The following is a 20828-nucleotide window of genomic DNA, read 5'->3' as shown; positions in this document are numbered from 1 at the left end:
ATGATGGATAGTTATTTTAGCGTTTTACTCATTGTTGGGATTACGACCTTATTAGCCAGTTTTCTCCCCATAGTTTTAAAACGCTTTAAAATTAGTTTTACACTTCCAGTTCTAATCTTGGGAGGGCTATTTTATTATATAAACGTGCCGTTACCTTGGCCAGATCCTACTTGGGAAATCGATTTAACCTTACATTTTTCAGAAATGGTGGTTATTATTAGTTTAATGGTGGCAGGACTTAAAATTGGATTAAATTATTCTTGGAGAGAATGGCTTAACCCATTGCGCTTGTTAGGTATAACGATGCCTCTATTTATGGCTGTGGTCTTTATCGTTTCGTATTATATATTGGGGTTTTCGGGCGAACTTGCTCTGCTTTTAGCAGCCGTATTAGCTCCTACAGATCCTGCTTTAGCTTCCGAAATTCAATTGAACAAAAAGCAGTCGGTATCATCAAAGAATTTAGGGGCGCAATACAACCTTACTGCAGAAGCCGGCTTAAATGATGGCTTAGCATTTCCATTTATATATCTCGCTATATTATGGTCTAAAAGTGATGGACTGAATTCTGAAGTCTGGTTAGAGTGGCTCTCATACTATGTGCTTTTCAAGATTGTGGTAGGAGTTATAATAGGAATGGTTATTGGTTTCCTTTATAGTTATTTTACAACACGACTTTCCGAAGGAAACACCCATAAAATCCATTTAGCATTTGTAGCGCTGTCGCTTACACTTATCTCATATGGGTTGGCTGAAGTTTTAAATGCTTATGGCTTTCTAAGTGTGTTTTTTGCTGGATTATTTGCACACTATCATCAACAGAAAAAAAATATTGAGCATGCTGGTCATCCGAGTTTAAGCTTTATCTCTAACATTGAGAAGTTTCTTATTGTGTTTTGGATGTTGTTTTTTGGCGGTTCTATAATAGCAGGAATTATGAATTTTGTCACTATAGAGATTGTACTATTTAGTCTTTGTCTAGTCTTAATCGTAAGACCCATTTTAGGATACATTTCGCTCTATGGTTCTAAATTGAATAAACGTCATAAAATGGTAATTTCCTTTTTTGGGATTAAAGGCATTGGATCCGTATTTTATTTAACCTATGCTATAAAACACGGGGAATTTTCCAATACAGATCAATTGTTTTCTATTGTTGCTTTAGTGATTCTTATTTCTATTCTCTTACATGGCTTAACTGCCAAACGTTCTATGCGTGCTGTAAATGAAGAAAAAGAAGCAGATAGCTTTTGAGAACAATAAAGATTATCCAAGTTACAAAGGTTTAAAGTTCTAAAATCCAATACATGTAGAAAAGGCTTCAAAAGAACCTAGTATCCATAATAACAAAAAATCTCATCGTTAAGAAATACTAAAATTATCAGTTGTTTCTATACTTATATAAACATAAAGGTATCGTCGTCTTTTGTGAACGTTCTTTCAATCATCGTTTTGGGTTGAGCATCCTGAGATGATCTCTTCAGATTTGTTGGCTTATATTTCGTTGAAAAAAATTGTTTTTTTAATAGCTGTAGTAGTCTCATAGCACATATAATTTGGTGTTTATAAAGATACGACGTAAAATATAATTTTGGATCCCCAATTGAGACATAAACCACCTAAAACTAAAGATTTAGCACTAATTTAACATTGTCATATACTTGCGGTAAAATACGGACTAAGAAAATTTCTGAACATAGTGCGTAAAGCTTTTACCAATCTTGTAAAAAAAACATATAATTAATTAGTGGTCCTTAATTATATGTCGTGGTAATCTGCTAAAGAAAAACGTTTCTATGTTGGACAATTTAAAAACCAAAAAGCCTTCGGTGTGAATTATCGAAGGCTTGAAATAATAATTTAGATATGAATTTAGTTTACTATTAAATTGTAAGAGGTAATTAAAAGTTGTTCATTATCTACAGATTTTTTTTGTACATATATTTCAATATAATCATCTTTAACTACATTAACTGTTCCAATAACCGTTACAGATTGTCTAGAATCGGTTTGAATCACATCAACTATAGCTTCGGTTCCTATCACTTCAACTCCATTTTTATATATAGAGAACGCTAATCGCGTACCTGCTGTTGCAGTAAGTGACGCAGTAGCAAAGATGTTTAAAGGACGTCTTGTTTCCCCTTTATATATAATACGGTTTTCACTATTACCTCCAGTACCTTCTGCTGTTCTAAAAAGTCGTATTGCTTCTGTATTCACAGGTAGCTTAAAAGCATTATTATTAGTAACATATTTAATACTAGACGAAGCATAATACAAGTTACCAGAAGTTACATCATCGCTTTCCCTTGGAATACCGGGAGCACTTACGGACCAATCATTGTTAAAGTTAAAATCTAAATAAGACCCTGTTGTATAACCGTTAATATAACCTGAAGGATTAGATGTAGTCCCTGTAAACACGGTACCTTCTATAATTCCAGTCCCTACGCTAAGACTACCACTACTAACGTCCATTGCCACATCTGCTCCGTCTACTGTACTAAAACCACTCACTTTTTCTATTAAACCGAAGTTGCCTGTAAAGGTTTCAAAAGTACCATTATTGCTACTTAACCATGCTTGGGTATTTAGTAACAAGTTACCAATATTAGAAAACGTAATTCCATTCGTATTATTTATAAATTGATTGATATTTCCAAAATATAATCCTAATCCTGAAACGCTTCCTACACTTGAGGTCATACCATCAATAACTACGTTTTGAACTAAAAGCGTTGCAGTGGTTGCTAAACCTGGCCCCGTAATTTCAAAAGCTTTAGTTCCTTTCAGCGTTACATTTCTAACACCTCCCCCTGTACTACCTTTAAAAACAACTCCTGTTGCAGAGAGCACATCTTCATTAGCATCTAAACCAGAAATGTAGGCGTTATTTAAATCAATAGGAGATGATAATGTTATCGTTCCGTTGATTTCATAATAGGTGTTTTCTTCTAGTTGATAACTAGAGCCTCCACCTGCAATTAACTCTGCAGCTAAATCGTCTGCAGATTTTATGAGTTTGTAATTGTTTCGTTTAACAGCGTTGTTATTCGCTAATTCTACCCACGTGCTCGTTGTGGTATTATAATAATAAAAGGCATCTAAGTCTGTGTCAAAAACTAATAAGCTTTCTGCCGGACTTACAATTGCTTCGCGTTCTAAGGTTGTCATTCGTGGTGCTAGCAAACCTTGAGAATTTGATTGTAAATCTAAAAGCGATGAAGTATCTGGTACTTCTGTACCGATTCCTACTTGTGCAGTGGTTACTCCGGTAACTGTAAGTAATAAACTAAAAAGTAATGTTTTAAAATGTCTCATAAATTTAGGGTTGTGAGGTTAATAAATATTTGGGGTAGTTAAATCGTATTCATCCTTACGATGACTATTTTATTAAAATTTTGTGTACTAGTTAATGGTGCAGGACCAATTGAAAGGGATCTTAAAAGGAATGTATTTTGTTCTTTTTTTAATTTAAATAATTAAACTACCGTGTTACAAACTTATAATTGTATCGCGTGAATAGTGCTATACCTAAAATGTGTAAAACCGTGAATTGAAACTTATTTAAAAATCACTTTCTTTATTTGCTGTTGCTCTTCGTTATTCAACTTTACGACATAAATGCCTTGGCTTAAACTTGCCGCATCAATTATGTTTCTGTCTGACGCTTCCTTTAAGAGCGAAGACATTACTAATCGTCCTTGAATATCGTAAATTAAAACTTCTGTGTCGGCCAAAAGTGCTCCATTGATAAAAAGGGTCTGCTCGCTTGCAACGATTTGTAGGCTTTCACTAATTAGATCTATCGTTGATAATGAACTGTTTTCAACTCTTAGATAAAATCGTCCTGTACCAGAAATAGCGGTATTCGTGGTAACTGAATACGTATTAGTATTCAATAAGGTAAACGTATTGGCTTGGGTATCTTCTAAATAGACTTCGATCTCACTTGGCAATGTAGATGCTTCAATACTAAATGTAATCTGCTGCCCTTGCGCTGCTTTTAGTCCAAGAGGAATGCTAACATCATTTTGATTGTCAAACCCAAGACTTTGAATAGCCATATTTTTGCCAAGATTATTTTCTACCAAATGAGAATACACTAATAAATTATAACCAACTCCATTATAAAGTATTGCATCGTATCCTGGATCTAAACCCAAAGTTGAATTAGCATTATAGTAAATTTCTGTTGCAAAATCATCCGTACCATTTTCAACTTGAAGGCGTAGCATTTGATTTTGATTGGTCGCTCTACCTAATATAAAATCATCCGTTCCTTCATAAGTTCTCATAGCCGTAGTGAAGCTTATTATGTTTGTTGGATCAGCAGGATCATTTGCAACTAAGAATGCTTGTCCTGGTGCAATATTTACAACTGTTTCCGTTAGTCCATTAATAATTGTAAAGTTTCCAAAGGTTCCGGCTCCTATATCGGTATCCGCACCATTATTATAAGCATAGATCGCTACTGCATTTGGATCTAATACTGCAGAATTTGCAGATAGAAAAGCTTGAGAATCTATAAATGTTGGGTAGGGATTACCTATTGAGTTCCATGCATTATTAGTTGTAGATATCTCAACAGTTTCTGACACCTTAGATACTGTACCCGTAAATCTTACGGTCTGCCCGCTATAACTAGCAGCTCTATACCCTACTCCTCTTTTAAGTATAACACCAGCATCTGTAACTGAATTATAATTGGTGTAGGATTGATTAGTGTTGTTATAAGGCCCAAAGGCAAATAACGTTGGAAGCGATGGTGAGTTGGGTATAATCGTTAGATTTGCATTTAGTCCATCAGTGTAGGTTAAAAAATCAGCAAAAGTAGCATCTGCCACTGTTTTTACTGGTAACGAAATTAAATCGTTACCTCCGTTTTCACCAGATATACCAATAACATTAACATAACGATCATAATTAACTACTGTAGAGGCGTCTAAATCCCCATTTAGAAATAAGCATGCAAAGCTATCTGATGTGGATTTGAGGTTTACTTCTTCTGTAGAAATTTTAGTGCCCGATGACACAGTAACTGTTGTACCAGCACTTACATGCAAAGTACTAGATAAGTCTTGAGCTTTTGTTGTGTAACAAAAAGCCACAGCCATGGCTGTAAGGTAAAATAGTTTCATTTTTAGTAGATTTGGGATTACAAAGGAACAGTATAAACATCAGTTACTCGAATTAAAACTAAAAAGTTATCATTTATTTTTAACTGAATTTCAATTACTTAACTCTCAGAAGTAGGAAAAATTACATCTTTTATTTAACCGCCTAAATTGAAATATCGGGATAATACAATACCTTACAGCTAGAATTTCACCATAAAAGAAATTCAATAAAAAATAGGAAAATTAGTACCTTAAAAACTACTAACCATTCGTTATAAAAGTTATGAAATCAACAAAACAGAAGATTGGTCTCGTTTTAGGCCCATTATTATTTATACTGATTAAGCTTTTTTGTTACCCTGAAGGCTTAGGAGAGTCCGCAAATGCTATTCTAGCCTCTACTGCTTGGATCGCCGTTTGGTGGATTACTGAAGCGATCTCAATACCTGTCACCGCTTTATTGCCTATTGTATTGTTTCCTTTATCTGGTGGCCTATCTTTAAGTAGTACTACAGCGGCTTATGGTCATAAGTACATCTTCCTATTTCTAGGAGGTTTTATACTCGCTATTGCCATTGAAAAATGGAACTTACACAAACGGATTGCCCTAAACATCATTAAAATTGTTGGGACTAATGTCAGTCGTATAATTCTTGGATTTATGGTGGCGACGGCCTTATTATCCATGTGGATTTCTAATACCGCCACAGCAGTAATGATTTTACCTGTTGGTATCGCTATTGTTTTACAACTACAGGATAACCCCAAAACAAAAGCTAATGAGAATTTAATATTTGGAAAAGCCTTAATGCTGGCTATTGCCTATAGTGCGTCCATAGGCGGTATGGCCACACTCATAGGTACACCACCAAATTTAGTCTTAGCTGGTGTGGTTGAAAGTACTTATAATACCGAAATTACATTTTCGCAATGGTTTATGTTTGGATTTCCTATAAGTGTTATTTTGCTGATTATTTGTTGGTTTTATTTAACCCGATTCGCCTTTAAATTTGAACAAAAAGAGTTTCCTGGTGGTCGAAAAGAAATTGAAAATCAACTGAATGCTTTAGGGAAAACGTCTTATGAGGAAAAAGTGATTCTCATAGTCTTTACCATTACAGCCATAGCATGGATTAGCAGATCGTTTATATTAACGCAATGGTTACCTGCAATTGACGATACTATTATTGCAATGATGGCCTCTGTTATTTTGTTTTTAATTCCTAATAAAAAAGGAAATGAGGCTTTAATCTCTTGGGAAGATGCTGTAAAATTACCTTGGGGTATTTTGCTACTTTTTGGTGGTGGTATGGCTTTAGCCAATGGCTTTGAATCGAGTGGTTTAGCCATCTGGATTGGCAATCAACTAACCTCTTTAATTGGCGTTTCTCTTTTTATTCTGCTACTAGTCTTAATTGCTTCGGTTAACTTTCTAACTGAAATTACATCTAACATGGCGACTACAGCAATGCTATTGCCTGTGTTGGTATCCTTAGCTGCCGTTATAAATGTGCATCCTTATATTTTACTGGTAAGTGCAACTTTAGCAGCTTCATGCGCTTTTATGCTTCCTGTTGCCACGCCTCCAAATGCGGTGGTTTTTGGATCGGGCTATTTAAAAATAGAAGATATGGTTAAAAAAGGCATTTGGATGAATGTGATTTCGATTTTACTCATCACATTAATTGTCTATTTTATACTACCTTTAATTTGGGATTTGAATTAAACACTAGATATTTAAGCGACTATACACCATGGATTTATAGCTTTCACCTATTGGAATGCGTTCTTCTTTAATTATAATTCTATTTTTTTGAATAGAGGTGATTTTATTGACATTAACAAGGTACGAGCGATGCACTCTTATAAACATTGCTTCGGGTAACTTAGATTGCATCTCTTTGAAACTCATTAAGGTTAAAATAGGTTTCGCGTTTTCTGAATGAATCTTCAAATAGTCTTTTAAACCTTGAATATGTTTAATCTCTTTAATGTCTATTTTTACGTTTTCGTACTCCGATTTTACAAAAATGAAATCATCTTCGTGCGTTGGAGCCTCACCACCTGCTGAAGACACATTGACAGATGTACTCACTTCATTTAGCTTCATCATCTCTTTAACGCGGTTTACCGCTTTTAAAAACCTGGGAAACGGAATGGGCTTCATTAAGTAGTCCACAGCATTGAGGTCAAAACCTTCTAAAGCATATTCTGGGTAAGCAGTTGTAAAAATAAAGTAAGGGACTTTACCTTCTAAAGATCGTATCAGTTCAATACCCGAAATATTTGGCATTTCAATATCAGAAAACACCAAATCGATACGGTTATTATTTATAAAATCTAAAGCTTCAATGGCATTTGTAAATGTGCTAATCACCTCTACTGCTCCTAAAGCCTGACAGTAGGATGCGATGACATCTATTGCCAACGGCTCGTCATCAATTATTATGCACTTCATTGTCATTTAAATTTAAGGTTAGATGCACTCTGTAATACGAATTGTCTTCTTCTATGGTCAACTCATGATTGTTTTTATACAAATAATTAAGTTGATTTTTTATGTTCTCTAATCCGACTCCAGAGTTTTTATCGTCGCGTTTATATAAGCCTATTATATTTTCTACGTTTAAGCTTAATTTATTATTGTCGACGACTATTTTTATATCTATATGTGTATTTCCTTTATAATCTGTGCCGTACTTAAAAGCATTTTCGATAAAGGAAATTAATAACAAAGAATAGATTTTTAAATTTCTTGTCTCTCCTTTTATGTTAAGTTTAACAGCTTCAGTATTTCTGAGTCGCAACCGCTGTAACGCAATATAATTCTTAATGTAATTTATTTCTTTCTCTAATGTTACCTGTTCGTTTCCTGCTTCATAAAGCATATAGCGCATTAACTCTGATAATGTTATTACTGCTTCTGGTGCATCATCAGATTTACTTCTCACTAAAGCATAAATACTATTAAGTGAATTGAATAAAAAGTGTGGATTTAATTGATTTCTTAAAAACTGTAACTTAATCTCTTTTTGTTCATTTTCTAATTCTTTAGACAACCGATCGCGTTTATAAAAGTCTACGACCAAACTAAAAATACCACCTAAAAGAAAAATAGTTAATGAAAAGACTAAAGGTATAGCATGTCGTATACCAAAAGGCCCTTCTGGTCTATTAGGACGCATACCCATATTTCTGAACTCATCTCTTATTGGGTTTGAAATTAACACTTCACTCACATAATTATAGAGTGCCAAAAATAAAATAGACACTACAATGTAGAGGAACAGTTTGCGTTTTAGTAAAATATAGGGTACTAGAACTAAGTAGTTAACATAAAACAAAATGGGGTTCATTAATTGTTTTAAAAACACCTCATGAGGAATTTTACCTAAATTTAGATAAGCCGTTAATAAAGGAAATATACTAATACAAAGCCAAACAAGGATATGTACAATAAATTCTTTATAAGATATGTTTTTAGTTAGCATGTACTATTTAATAAAGTCTTTTATATTCGCTTAAAATGTATGGCATTAGCATCTAAATCTTTTATGCTAACCACAGGCATTTTATTTTCTATAAGCTTACGCATTACAAGATTTCCGATTTTTTCGGCATCTGCTTTAGATGTAAAACCTTGTTGTCCTTTTACAGCAGGAATGTATTCTTGACGAATAAATAAATTATCGTCATTATACACCTCATAGATCCAAAAGTTATCTTGTTCTATTACCTGTAAAGCAAAAGATGTTTCATTTACGGCATTCTTTTCAACATTTCCGGGTGGGAAATAAAAGAATGCTACACATAAAATTATAATGCCTAAAAATACAGCTTTACTGTTATACTTATTTTTCATCTCATTTATTATTAAAAAAAGAGTCAGAATTAATGAAGGATATCAACATTCTCCTGACTCTAAGTTGGCTATTACTCTCAATCACTAAAGTAATAGCCCATCAACCAATCTAATCTCCCTTTATATTTTAATTATCGTCGTCGTCTTGTTCTGCATTAGGGAAAAACTCCATGTTATCATCTAAATACAAAGTACCGTTTCTACCTAGGGCTACGAAGGCACGGGCACCATCACTAAACGCTATAGCATCACGCCTTGCAAACAACTCAAAAGGTGTTTTTTCTACCCAGCTTCCAGACGATGGAGTATATTCGTAAACCGTGCTTAAACTTCCGGAATATTCACCACAGGCCACATAGCCTTTACCATTCATTGTAAAAGCTACAGCATTGGATCGGTACACATAGTCCTCGTCATCGTCATCAACATCTGTAAGTTGCGTCCAGGCTTCAGTATCTAGATTAAATGACCAAAAATCAGTCTCGTACACTCCATTACTGACACCTGTTGCTAAATAGACGTCGTTGCCAATTGTAAAGGTGACACCATCTTTTCTTTTGTCTCCTCCAAAGCCAAATACTTCCTCCCACGAATCTGAAATTGGGTTGTATTTCCAGAAGTCTTTTTTATCACTTCCGTCGTTTCCTGTACCTACATAACCATAGGAATCAGATCCAAATCCAACGGCACCGTATCTTGCTGAACCACCGAAATCGGCAATGGTTGTCCAGCTATTAGTATCTACATTATATTTATAAAAATCAGACAGCTCATCATTAGTATCACCATTATAACCTGTACCCACGTAACCATCGTTACCGATAGCAAAAGATGTTGCAGAACTTCTTTCTAATCCAGGAAAGTCTGATAATTGTTGCCAAGAATTGGTGTCCATATTATAAGCCCAAAAATCTTTATAATAATCACTACCATCATAACCGGTTCCCATATAGCCAATATTGCCAATAGTAAAAGCCGTAGAGCTGCTTCTCGACTCTTCATTAAATGTCGATTTCTTTACCCAGTTTCCTAAAGTGTCATCATCATCGTCATCACTATTACAACTAGAAAACAACGCCAATACGGCACCGAAATAAAGTAATCTTATGGCTGATTTGTTATTCATTTTTCTCATTTTACTTCTTATTTATATTAAAACTAATTCCTATGTTTAAGGATAATGATTCCTTAGAATCAAAATCATATATGGTATTATCGTTTTCACTTAACGTCAGCTCACTTGCTAATAAATACCCCATATTAAAATGGGTAGACCAATTATCATCAAAACGGAATTGATATCCCAATCCTAATTTCAAGGCTTTAAATTCTAGTTCAGAATTATAAACGACCTCATTATTTGTCATGCTAAAGTCTGAAGTATTATTAGCATAAATAGATTCGGGTTCTGCTTTAAAATCAAAACTATTCTGCTCGTTTAGTTTATAAAACACACCTGTTACGGGCATTCCTATTTCGTATCTCAATTTGTCATTGACATGTTTAGAATACGATAGTAAAGGGTAAAAATTTGGCTTACCAAACAATGAACCGTAACCTGCACCTATTTTTAAGGATGATTTAAGTCCGTCTTTATCCCAAGTCTTTGTAAAGCTTCCTGCATAACTCAATATAAAATCGTCGCTAGAAATGGCTTCATTAAATGTTGAAGACACATACGGTGCTACAGTGACATTTACATCCCAATTATTACGTAGCGCTTTTTTATACCTTGCAAATAGCTCTATACTGTGTAATTCTTCAAATGCACTATAATCGTGAAACCGATCGTACGCAACAAAATCTAAACTATTATTAGTGTAGCTCATACCAAAACCAATGGTTGGTTTATCTAATACAGATGTAAAATCTATAGTTACTGATTTCGTATCTAATTGAACGTCGTTCAAATTAAGATAACTGCTATACTCTAATGCCATTACATCTCCTGCATGGGTAGTAGTGAACATTTTTTGCCCATACGACACCATAGAGACTAGGCTAAAGGTTAAATAATGTAATGTCTTTTTTCTCATCGGCTGCTAACTTACTACCACAATCTTTTACAACAATTACAAAATATACCTAGACTCTTTTTTTATAGACAAACCCCAAATTTTAATCTACAAAACCAATTATGAATTTTAATCGTATAAATGTCCCTTTTTGTAGATACATATATGCCATAGGTATATTAGACTTTTTATTACCTCAATTGGGTAGTTGATTTGTAGAAATTATACAAAACAAATGCTGAAATCCTTTCTAAAATTACTGACAGTTATTATCACTTTAATGGTCATCATATCTTGTTCTGCAGACGCTGAAGATGAAAACTTAGTTGCAGGTGAAGACTTTACAGGTACCAATATAAGGGTGTTATCTATTGATACGTTTTCTGTAAAACTATCGACTATGAAATTTGATTCTATTACAACCTCAACAAGCGAGCGCTTATTAGTTGGTAAATATCAGGATGATGATATGGGAATTGCAAATACCTCAACTTATATTCAGGTTAGTCCTTCTTCTTATTACTTAGATAATGATGCTATTTTAGATAGTGTTGGTTTAGTGCTTGGGTATGACACCTACTATTACAATGACACCACGCAGGTGGCCACTCTTAATATTCATAAACTCACCGACAAAATGAGTTCTGATGACACCTTTTTCTACAACACCACAGAGACGGCTTACGAAACAACTCCTTTAGCCCAGAAAACGTACTACCCAACTCCAAATAGAGATTCGATTTCTATAACGCTACCTTACAGCTTTGGTGAAAACCTATTTAATGCTATTAGAGATAACAATATTACAGATCAAGAATCCTTATACCAGCAATTAAAAGGACTAACCATACAACCTGGCACAGATGACAATGCTTCTGTCATTGGCTTTTCAACAGACATTAGCACTAGTTACCTTCGATTTTATTATACCATTCCAGATGAGTTAGTAACCGATGAATACACCTATGACATGTCGATTAACACCTATTATAATCACATAGAAAGTGATGTTACAGGCTTACCTCTAGAAGCTATTGATGGCCAAGAATACAATTTATCGTCATCGGAAAGTGGAAATATTAGTTACAACCAAGCTGGCACAGGGTATGTAACTCGAATTGAATTTCCAACAATTAAAGAGTTATATAATTTAGGTGTAGAAGGCACCATATTAGATGCCACACTTTATATAGAACCGAATTCAGCCTCACATTCTGATATTCACCCTTTAAGCGAAACATTGTTACTATATACTATAGATCAAAATAATGATTTAGCTAGTCAAATTAGTAATAGTGTAGATGTGGTCACCGCAACTACAACTAATGTAGATTCAGAATTTAATCAAATTGTATTTACAGTACCTGTTATAGATTTTATAGATCAAAAACTAAATGAGAGTCCTGTGACTAAAGATGCCCTTATTTTAATTCCTACAGACTATAATTCTACTATTAATAAAACCATTTTTAACGACAGTCAGCGATCTGGCTTTAATACCAAATTAGTTATAACCTATGCACTATATGAATAAATATCCATCCCTAATGTTTTTCGTACTACTGTTTGGGTTACAAGGTTACTCTCAGTCTAGTAACTTAACGGGCTCACCATACTCGCTTTTTGGTTTGGGTGTAGAAAGTAATTCTGGTACAGGTCGAAATAGTGGACTAGGTAATACTGGTATTTCCTTAGATGCTAACTATGGTATTAACCTCTATAATCCTGCTGCTTTTGCTACTCTAAAAGAAAATGAAGTCACCTTTGATTTTGGTGGTGCTGCGGAATTCAATAATCTTACGGGCGACGACGTCAGTGAACAAAGAACAACCTACAATTTTACCAATATCTCAATAGCCTTTAATCATAACAACGACTACGGTATTGGTTTAACTCTAAAACCATCTACTACTGTTGGGTACTCCTTAATTGGTTTGGAGAATAATATTGAAGGTAGTTCAGAACAATTTACAACGAACATAGGCGGTAATGGTGGTATAAGTGAATTACGATTAGATTATGCCAGAACAGTCTTCAAAAATTTTAATGTAGGTATAAAAGCATCGTATTTATTTGGAAAAATAGAAGAAAATGAATCCATAGTAACCACAAACAGTTATTTAGAAATTAACGAAACGAATTATTATAGTGGTGCGCAATTGGGGGTCGGTTTACAATACAAGTTATTAGACAGACATAATTTTGGCTTGACTTTAGATTTACCTACTGTATTAAAAGGCACAAAAGATGTTCTTGTTGGCAAATATTCAAATGCCGCGTACAGTATATTGGAAGAAACAGAAGACGAATCCGTTGATAGTTTTTATCTCCCTTTAAAACTAGGCTTTGGTTATAGCACAAAATTTAAGAATCTACTATTAACTGCTGATTATAAGAAAAATTTCTGGGGAGCTACAAATCAGTCTGATGCCATAGGAGATTATACCGATCAAAATATTTTTGGCTTAGGAGCGTCTTATGCTGTAGACCCAACGAGTTATAAATTTTGGAAACGTGTGGATTTTAGAATGGGATTAAATTACAATTCGGGTTACCTTAAAGTCGATGACACCAATATTGACACCTATTCCGCTTCCTTTGGTATTGGTTTGCCTATTGGTAAACAATCGCTATTAAATGTTTCTTATACCCTAGCTAAAAAAGGGACTACAGATAGTATTCTAATTCAAGAATATGTAAACACCTTAAACATTAATATTTCATTATCTGATTTATGGTTTCAAAAACGAAAGTTTAACTAGTCTAAAGTGGTTTTAGCGTTTTCGACTACAATTCGTTTTACAACGTCTACATGGTGATAAATAGGTTACTGACACCTCATAGACTCCATTGGTTCTTCCTATTTTAGAGGTATTCATATCATACGACAACCCGAACCTAAACTCTGTAAACTCTAACCCAAAGAACCCATTGACAGAGGTTAAAATGTGACTGTTCTCATCATTTTTAGCCGGATTGGTAGCTGCAGTCACACCAACAAGGAATTGATTAACAACAAACAATGCCCCGATATCTAAACGATTATATTCGCCTTGTTGCATGTAATTAGCGGTCATCATGATGCTGTAATCATTCATAAATGGAAATCTAAAATTACCATGCAAGGAATAGAAAATATCTAAGGGCACTTCTTCTCCATCTACAAATGAAATATTAGGACGATTGAGATGCTTAGCAGAAGCTCCAAACCAATAAGTTAACCCATTAAATTCTTCTCTTTCAAAAACAAAGCCCGCAGAAATATCCCCAAAAAACACATTGTCTACCGTATTACTCAGTGGGTCTACAGACACAGGATTCACAACACCCGAATTAATATTTATTTGATCTGCCAAAGTGAGGTTATAAAAACAAAACTTCAGAGAATTTTTTAATGTGACGCATTCATTTCCCCACAATGTAGAGGTTGTAATTATAAAATTAAGATATGGATCTCATTCCTATTTCAAGCTTTAATCCTTCATAAAAACGCATTTCGTCGGATTTTTTTACCTTTTATGGATTAAAATCCAAAAATAATATTATATTCGCACCATAATTATTTCATTCACCCCAAACCTAATGAAAAGAATTACATCATTTTTTTACCTTTTAGGACTAGTTGTTATCTCTAGTTATGCTCAGCAGTTAGATGGGGCTAAAAAGTTAAATTCTAAAACTATTGATCAAAGCGATTTATCGCAATTAGAAGGTTATAATTATAACGTCTCGTCAATACAAAATCTAAAAAACACAAACACATTTTTATCTTCTTCAACAAGAACTTCTCGTTTCAGCAATTACCCTGATATGCTTATCATTAGCTTAGCCGACGATTTTACTGCAAACACCACAAGCTTTAATAATTTAGCGAGTACCATTCATAATTCTTTTATATGGGGAAATAACGGTGCTTCTTTAAACCCAAGATCCTTGCCTGTAAGCGTTAATCTTAGTTCTGAAACACCTTCAGAGCTTACAACCAATGTCTCATATACGGCTATACAACGTACTTGGAAAATTGTAAAACAAGGTGAACTCATTCCAAAGCTAAATATTAAAATACCACAAGAAGCGATAAATAACGCAAGTACTTTGGGTAGTTACTATATGCTTATTTCTAATTCGAACACCTTTGAATCTAATGTCGATTTTAGAATTCTCAACTTAGATGACAATGGGTACTTAGAAACCGATTACAACTTTAATAACTCATCCTATATAACCTTTGGTTTTTCACCTCAGATTGCAGAAGAACGCGCCATATACTTTAACGGCACAGATAGTTATATCGATATGCAAAACACATTAGATTTAAATCCTTCTGGCTTTACTATCTCTGCATGGATTAAGTCTGAGACCTCAAATACTGGTCATGTTTCTATACTTTCTAAAAGAGATATCGCATTTACTGAAGGTTATGACTTAACATTGACCGATACCAATAAAATCAATATAAAGTGGAAAAATGAGCATAGTCAATCACTTACATCTTTCACTTCAATCCCAAATAACAAATGGCACCATATTGCTGTTACGTATGATGGCTCACAAGTCTCAATATTCATTGACGGTGTATTAGATAATACTGCTGAAAAAACGGCTCCTACAGCCACAAATGAATCGTTTCATATTGCAGCTGCCGGAAAAAGATTACCGATTCAACATTTTAAAGGTCATATCGATGAAGTCCAAATTTGGAATACATCTCTAACTGAAGACCAATTACGTTATATAATGAATCAGGAAATTACTAATGATTCTGGACAAGTTATTGGGAAAGCGTTACCAATTTCAGTTTCTAAAAATGAAATTAATACAATTCCTTGGTCAGATTTAGCGGCGTATTACCCAATGTCTAATTTCACTTATAAAAATACTATTGACGCTTCTGGAAACAATAATAACGGCTACCTAAAACATCTTTTAACTGTTGATAAAGAAACAGCTCCTTTACCTTACACATCAAAGCAAGATGGAGATTGGCTTGCTGACACTTCGTGGCTTAATGGACATCTCCAAAATGTACCTGGATCTAAATCTATCGTTAATCCTGAAGAAACCATAGATTGGAATATCGTTAGAACTTCTCATAGGTTAACCATGGATAATACGTATTTACCAACTCAAAAAAATAATAACAGAACTCTCCTTGGATTATTTGTTGACGCTAATGAATTAACACTTGCTGGCGACACAGAATTCTACCTTGGAAATGGCTTAACCATTACGCACCATTTAGGTCTTACCGGAACTATAGATTTGGAAGGCGAATCACAATTAATTCAAACATTAGGAAGTGATTTAGAGGTTATTGCTAATGGTAAAATTGAACGCGACCAACAAGGAACTGCTGATACCTACACCTATAATTATTGGTCATCTCCTGTAAGACGTATAAATTCTGAAGTTGAAAACTTTAGAGTTATGGATGTTTTAAAAGATGGCACAAATCCTAATGCCCCTGCAGATATTCAATTTTTGTCTTCAGGATATAACGGAGCAGCTACGCATCCTATTAAAATTGCAGATTACTGGATTTGGAAATATACCAATCTGCCAAGCAACAACTATTCCGCATGGCAACATATTAGACGTACTGGCACTATCTTGCCTGGCGAAGGTTTTACAATGAAGGGACCAGGGACAGGTTCGGTTTCGTCACCTCAAAACTATGTGTTTTCGGGGAAACCAAATAATGGGGATATTGATCTGCCATTACTTTCCAATAGCGATTATTTAGTGGGTAATCCATATCCTTCGGCAATAGATGCCTTACAATTTATTAAAGATAATGGTCCAGATGCAACACCTGATGGCTCACCATTAATTAGTGGAACGCTATACTTTTGGAATCATTGGGGTGGAGGTACGCATGCGGCGCAAGATTACGACGGAGGCTATGCCACATACAATTTTTCTGGTTCTGTTGCTGCAGCTTATAAAGGAAGTAATCTTTCTACTTTAGAATCTGATGGAGAACCAACCAAAGCACCACAACGCCATATTCCTGTTGGACAAGGCTTTTTTGTGATCGGACAAAACACCGGAACAATTAATTTTAATAACGGCCAACGTACTTTTAAAAAGGAAGGAAACGCATCTATATTTATGAGGAATTCTAATTCTTCGACTACAGAAACCAACGAAACCATCCAAACTGAAGATCAACGTATGAAATTTAGAATAGGTTTCAATTCTGTAAATACAATTCGTCGTCAGTTATTATTAACGATAGACGAAAATGCATCATCAGGCGTAGATTGGGCTTATGATGGGGAAATTAACGAAACACAAATTGATGATATGTTTTGGCTTATTAATGATGAAGCCTACATTATCCAAGCCAGTAATGAGTCTGGCATTTCCGCAACTTATCCTTTAGGTATAAAAACAAAAACAGATGGTATCAATTCTATACTGATTGATGCTTTAGAAAATGTTCCTGATGCTATGAATGTGTATTTACATGATAATGAATTAGGCATCTATCATGATTTAAGAACAGGCAGTTACGATATTTTCTTAATCAAAGGTGATTATCTCAATCGTTTTGAAATTACATTCGGCACACAAGATGATGTATTAGGTATTGATGATTATACCATAAATCCTATTGATGTTTTATATTCTAATGCAATTAAAAAAATTGTCGTCGTTAATCCCAATCAAATCGATGTAAAAATGATTGGTGTCTATAATATGTTAGGACAATCCGTTTACAATATCAATACCGTTGAACCTCAAAAATATTCAGAATACAATATAAAGATTTTAAGCACTGGAACCTATGTCGTTAAATTACAAACGACTTCAGGCTTCACAACAACCAAAAAATTTATAGTTGATTAGTTTAGTTAGTTAGTGATGATTAGAAAGTCTCAGTTTGTAAAAAGCTGAGGCTTTCTTTATTTTAACAAGTCTAAAAGCGCGCCAAATTCCACTTTATGCTGTTCACCTGAAGCCATGTTTTTTAATGTAAACACCTCGGACTTCAATTCTTCCTCACCCATAATTACAACGAATGGAATGTTACGACGGTTCGCATAATTCATTTGTTTTTTCATTTGCTTACCAGAAACCGCAGCATCTGGGAACAGTTCTGCTTTTATATGAGCTTGTCTTAATTTGGTTACAGCTCCCAAGCTAAACATCGCTTCTTTATCTCCAAAATTAATGAAGAGTACTTTTGTAGATTCTGCTATGGTTGATGGAAATAAATTCAATTCCTCTAAGACCAAATAAATACGATCTAAACCAAAACTAATCCCTACTCCACTCATATCTTTAAGACCAAAGATTCCGGTAAGATCGTCGTAACGACCACCTCCTCCAATGGATCCCATTTTTACACCTTCTGGCGCAGAGACTTCAAAAATAGCTCCTGTGTAATAATTTAAACCTCTCGCTAAAGTCACATCTAATTGTAAGGTTGCTGTTTTTAGTTTTAAGTTTGAAATGGCTGTGTTTATAAATTCGAGTTCTTCAATTCCTTTTAGTCCAATTTCAGAAGTACTTAAAATAGATTTTAAACTTTCAATCTGGTTACCGAAATCTCCTTTTAAGGTGAATAAAGGTTGAAGCTTCGTAATACCATCTTCCGAAATACCTTTACCTCGCATTTCTTCCTTTACTTTCTCCTCTCCTATTTTATCTAACTTATCTAAAGCCACGGTAAAATCGATGAGTTTATCTTGTGCCCCAATCACTTCAGCAATACCAGATAAGATTTTACGGTTGTTGATTTTAATAGTAACACCTTCTAATTTTAAAGCCGAAAATACCGCATCATACAACTGTACAAATTCCACTTCTTGAAACAACGATTTAGAACCTACCACATCGGCATCACATTGAAAAAATTCTCTAAAACGTCCTTTTTGTGGACGGTCTGCACGCCAAACCGGTTGTATTTGATAGCGTTTAAAAGGGAATTCGATGTCATTTTGATGTTGCACGACGTATCTTGCGAACGGCACTGTGAGGTCGTAACGAAGGGCTTTTTCAGATATTTTTGGTGTGATTAAACTTTCCGATTTTTGATTATAATCGTCGTCTGAAATTTTCTTCAAAAACTCTCCACTATTCAAAATTTTAAAAATCAAGCGATCACCTTCATCACCATATTTTCCCATTAAGGTTTCTGAGTTTTCAAAACTTGGAGTTTCTATCGGTTGAAATCCAAAAATTTGAAACTGTTCTTTTATCGTTTCCATGATATAAGAACGCTTTGCAACTTCCTCTGCGTTAAAATCTCTTGTACCTTTTGGGATGCTTGGTTTTTGTGCCATAATATGTCCTGCGAAAGCAGGAATCTCTTTTAGTGAAACTTTATTTAATTACACACATCAATTACCTTTGAAAATTCTTAGTTCCAAAGCATTTCGACTGCGCTCAATGTGACAGTAGTTTGAATTTTAAAATCCGACTCCGATGTCACAAAAATATTATAATTTTTAGAGGTCTTACTAAGATAATTCATTTTTATAGTAACTTTATGCTGTTTAAGTCGTCTTATCGATTAAACAACCCAACTAACGCGCCAAAAAACTATGTTTTCATTAGCTAAAGAGAATATTAGAATTGCTTTCGATTCTATAAAAAGTCAACTGCTCCGAACCATTCTTACGGTTTTAATTATTGCAATTGGTATTATGGCTTTGGTGGGGATTTTAAGTGGAGTATCTGCCTTAGAGAATACTATTGCCAGTAATTTCTCTTCTATGGGTTCTAATACCTTTAATTTTCAACGTTATGAATTTACGGCACAGCGCCAAAGCAGTAGAGAGCGTCAAAAAATAAATCCTGTAATTGATTATCGTGATGTTAAAGATTTTGAAGATAATTACAACTTTCCCTTCACAAAAGTGGCCGTATCATTCTATGGAACTTCTGCTGCTGAAGTAAAATACGAGAATAAAAAAACAGATCCAGAAGTCGCTGTATTAGGGGCCAATGAATTTTATCTCGAAAACTCTGGTTTAGAGGTTGAAAATGGTCGTTCGTTAAATGTATTTGATATTCAAAACAGTAATGCTGTTTGTGTTATTGGTAGCGATTTGCAAAAATCTTTATTTCCTGTTGAAAACCCTGTTGGAAAAACTATAAGTATTAGAGGTTCTAAATTTAAAGTGGTTGGTGTCCTAAAAGAAAAAGGAGCCACGTTTGGTAATAATCAAGATTTACGAGTATTTATGCCGCTTCAGAAAGCGCGTTCTATTTTTACGAATCCCAATATTAATTACAGTCTAAGTGTTAAAGTTGATAAGTCTGAGATGCTTGAAGCTGCGCAAGATGATGCCATATTAACATTTCGAAATATTAGAGGTCTTAACCCTATTGAAAAAAATGATTTTGGTATTGAACGCAGTGAAGATTTATTGAATCAGGTGGCACAAAATACAGCGGCACTGTATGTAGCTGCTTGGATTATTAGTATTATCACCATTTTTGGATCTACGATTGCACTTATGAATATAATGTTAGTTTCGGTAAGTGAGCGCACACGTGAAATTGGGGTGCGAAAAGCACTTGGTGCGAAAAGCAAAACAATCGCCTTTCAGTTTTTTATGGAAACTATAATTATCGGTCAGCTTGGTGGTCTGTTAGGAACTATTCTTGGAATCTTAATTGGTTTAGCCGTCGCTAATGGTTTTGATCTTGAATTCTCAACACCTTGGGTGGCGATGATTTGGGCAACGAGTATTGCCTTTATAGTGGCTGTTATTTCGGGCTTATACCCTGCAACGAAAGCAGCTAAATTAGACCCTATTGAGTCTTTACGTTATGAGTAATACATTCCTGCGAAGACAGAAATTTCAAATAACA

General features: G+C 34.5%; 15 protein-coding genes. 6 read left to right on the top strand and 9 right to left on the bottom strand.

Translation table 11 applies throughout. From position 1 onward, the window contains the following. On the top strand, window positions 1-1254 hold the full coding sequence (locus DFQ09_RS08670; protein WP_115809412.1) for a cation:proton antiporter: 1254 nt from the start codon (window positions 1-3) through the stop codon (window positions 1252-1254). Window positions 1255-1872: 618 nt separating this feature from the next. On the opposite strand, the gene DFQ09_RS08665 is transcribed toward DFQ09_RS08670, so the two are convergent. Together DFQ09_RS08665 and DFQ09_RS08660 are read right to left on the bottom strand one after the other, a co-directional pair. After that, on the bottom strand, window positions 1873-3324 hold the full coding sequence (locus tag DFQ09_RS08665) for a hypothetical protein (RefSeq protein WP_115809410.1): 1452 nt from the start codon (window positions 3322-3324) through the stop codon (window positions 1873-1875). Between the two features lie 242 nt (window positions 3325-3566). After that, complete coding sequence (locus DFQ09_RS08660; protein ID WP_115809408.1) at window positions 3567-5144, bottom strand: T9SS type A sorting domain-containing protein; 1578 nt, start codon at window positions 5142-5144, stop codon at window positions 3567-3569. Between the two features lie 262 nt (window positions 5145-5406). On the opposite strand from DFQ09_RS08660, the gene DFQ09_RS08655 reads away from it, so the two are divergent. Further along, window positions 5407-6849 carry an SLC13 family permease gene (locus DFQ09_RS08655; RefSeq protein ID WP_115809406.1) on the top strand — a complete coding sequence of 481 codons (1443 nt, stop codon included), beginning with the start codon at window positions 5407-5409 and terminating at the stop codon, window positions 6847-6849. 3 nt (window positions 6850-6852) lie between these two features. Here DFQ09_RS08655 and DFQ09_RS08650 read toward each other — a convergent pair whose 3' ends face one another. The 5 genes from DFQ09_RS08650 to DFQ09_RS08630 all read right to left on the bottom strand — a co-directional run bounded on the left by DFQ09_RS08650 (window position 6853) and on the right by DFQ09_RS08630 (window position 10955). Then, window positions 6853-7581 carry a LytR/AlgR family response regulator transcription factor gene (locus tag DFQ09_RS08650; RefSeq protein ID WP_115809404.1) on the bottom strand — a complete coding sequence of 243 codons (729 nt, stop codon included), beginning with the start codon at window positions 7579-7581 and terminating at the stop codon, window positions 6853-6855. Further along, on the bottom strand, window positions 7562-8614 hold the full coding sequence (locus DFQ09_RS08645; RefSeq protein ID WP_115809402.1) for a sensor histidine kinase: 1053 nt from the start codon (window positions 8612-8614) through the stop codon (window positions 7562-7564). Before DFQ09_RS08645 ends, DFQ09_RS08650 begins: the two co-directional genes overlap by 20 nt. Before the next feature lie 20 nt (window positions 8615-8634). Then, window positions 8635-8985, bottom strand: coding sequence for a DUF4907 domain-containing protein (locus DFQ09_RS08640; RefSeq protein ID WP_115809400.1), 351 nt, complete (start codon window positions 8983-8985; stop codon window positions 8635-8637). A 127-nt stretch (window positions 8986-9112) separates the two neighbouring features. Next, window positions 9113-10111, bottom strand: coding sequence for a Kelch repeat-containing protein (locus DFQ09_RS08635; RefSeq protein ID WP_245940333.1), 999 nt, complete (start codon window positions 10109-10111; stop codon window positions 9113-9115). Between the two features lie 10 nt (window positions 10112-10121). Beyond that, on the bottom strand, window positions 10122-10955 hold the full coding sequence (locus DFQ09_RS08630; RefSeq protein ID WP_147298341.1) for a DUF6268 family outer membrane beta-barrel protein: 834 nt from the start codon (window positions 10953-10955) through the stop codon (window positions 10122-10124). A 280-nt stretch (window positions 10956-11235) separates the two neighbouring features. Here DFQ09_RS08630 and DFQ09_RS08625 point away from each other — a divergent pair, with 280 nt between their 5' ends. After that, window positions 11236-12534, top strand: a complete 1299-nt coding sequence (locus DFQ09_RS08625) for a DUF4270 family protein (RefSeq protein ID WP_115809394.1) — start codon at window positions 11236-11238, stop codon at window positions 12532-12534. Then, window positions 12527-13762, top strand: coding sequence for a hypothetical protein (locus tag DFQ09_RS08620; RefSeq protein WP_115809392.1), 1236 nt, complete (start codon window positions 12527-12529; stop codon window positions 13760-13762). The genes DFQ09_RS08625 and DFQ09_RS08620 overlap by 8 nt, the downstream gene beginning before the upstream one ends. Before the next feature lie 12 nt (window positions 13763-13774). Here DFQ09_RS08620 and DFQ09_RS08615 read toward each other — a convergent pair whose 3' ends face one another. Further along, window positions 13775-14419, bottom strand: coding sequence for a PorP/SprF family type IX secretion system membrane protein (locus DFQ09_RS08615; protein ID WP_262511074.1), 645 nt, complete (start codon window positions 14417-14419; stop codon window positions 13775-13777). Window positions 14420-14582: 163 nt separating this feature from the next. Here DFQ09_RS08615 and DFQ09_RS08610 point away from each other — a divergent pair, with 163 nt between their 5' ends. Further along, window positions 14583-17852 carry a LamG-like jellyroll fold domain-containing protein gene (locus DFQ09_RS08610; protein ID WP_115809388.1) on the top strand — a complete coding sequence of 1090 codons (3270 nt, stop codon included), beginning with the start codon at window positions 14583-14585 and terminating at the stop codon, window positions 17850-17852. Between the two features lie 56 nt (window positions 17853-17908). Here the strand turns inward: DFQ09_RS08610 and hisS are convergent, their stop codons facing one another. After that, complete coding sequence (gene hisS, locus DFQ09_RS08605) at window positions 17909-19291, bottom strand: histidine--tRNA ligase (protein WP_115809386.1); 1383 nt, start codon at window positions 19289-19291, stop codon at window positions 17909-17911. A gap of 261 nt (window positions 19292-19552) precedes the next feature. Between hisS and DFQ09_RS08600 the strand changes: the two genes are divergently transcribed. Next, window positions 19553-20794 (top strand): ABC transporter permease, encoded by a 1242-nt coding sequence (locus DFQ09_RS08600; protein WP_115809384.1) that lies wholly within the window; start codon window positions 19553-19555, stop codon window positions 20792-20794. Window positions 20795-20828 lie beyond the last annotated feature (34 nt).

It is taken from the genome of Winogradskyella pacifica, from assembly GCF_003386275.1.
GTDB lineage: Bacteria > Bacteroidota > Bacteroidia > Flavobacteriales > Flavobacteriaceae > Winogradskyella > Winogradskyella pacifica.
Note: the sequence above shows the minus strand (reverse complement) of the source record. Positions and strands in the feature narration are given on the sequence as shown.

Coding starts and splice junctions, on each gene's coding strand:
- DFQ09_RS08625 (WP_115809394.1), top strand. CDS start 11,236: ATGCTGAAATCCTTTCTAAAATTACTGACAGTTATTATCACTTTAATG.
- DFQ09_RS08660 (WP_115809408.1), bottom strand. CDS start 5,144: ATGAAACTATTTTACCTTACAGCCATGGCTGTGGCTTTTTGTTACACA.
- DFQ09_RS08600 (WP_115809384.1), top strand. CDS start 19,553: ATGTTTTCATTAGCTAAAGAGAATATTAGAATTGCTTTCGATTCTATA.
- DFQ09_RS08635 (WP_245940333.1), bottom strand. CDS start 10,111: ATGAATAACAAATCAGCCATAAGATTACTTTATTTCGGTGCCGTATTG.
- DFQ09_RS08665 (WP_115809410.1), bottom strand. CDS start 3,324: ATGAGACATTTTAAAACATTACTTTTTAGTTTATTACTTACAGTTACC.
- hisS (WP_115809386.1), bottom strand. CDS start 19,291: ATGGCACAAAAACCAAGCATCCCAAAAGGTACAAGAGATTTTAACGCA.
- DFQ09_RS08650 (WP_115809404.1), bottom strand. CDS start 7,581: ATGAAGTGCATAATAATTGATGACGAGCCGTTGGCAATAGATGTCATC.
- DFQ09_RS08630 (WP_147298341.1), bottom strand. CDS start 10,955: ATGTTCACTACTACCCATGCAGGAGATGTAATGGCATTAGAGTATAGC.
- DFQ09_RS08620 (WP_115809392.1), top strand. CDS start 12,527: ATGAATAAATATCCATCCCTAATGTTTTTCGTACTACTGTTTGGGTTA.
- DFQ09_RS08655 (WP_115809406.1), top strand. CDS start 5,407: ATGAAATCAACAAAACAGAAGATTGGTCTCGTTTTAGGCCCATTATTA.
- DFQ09_RS08670 (WP_115809412.1), top strand. CDS start 1: ATGATGGATAGTTATTTTAGCGTTTTACTCATTGTTGGGATTACGACC.
- DFQ09_RS08610 (WP_115809388.1), top strand. CDS start 14,583: ATGAAAAGAATTACATCATTTTTTTACCTTTTAGGACTAGTTGTTATC.
- DFQ09_RS08640 (WP_115809400.1), bottom strand. CDS start 8,985: ATGAAAAATAAGTATAACAGTAAAGCTGTATTTTTAGGCATTATAATT.
- DFQ09_RS08645 (WP_115809402.1), bottom strand. CDS start 8,614: ATGCTAACTAAAAACATATCTTATAAAGAATTTATTGTACATATCCTT.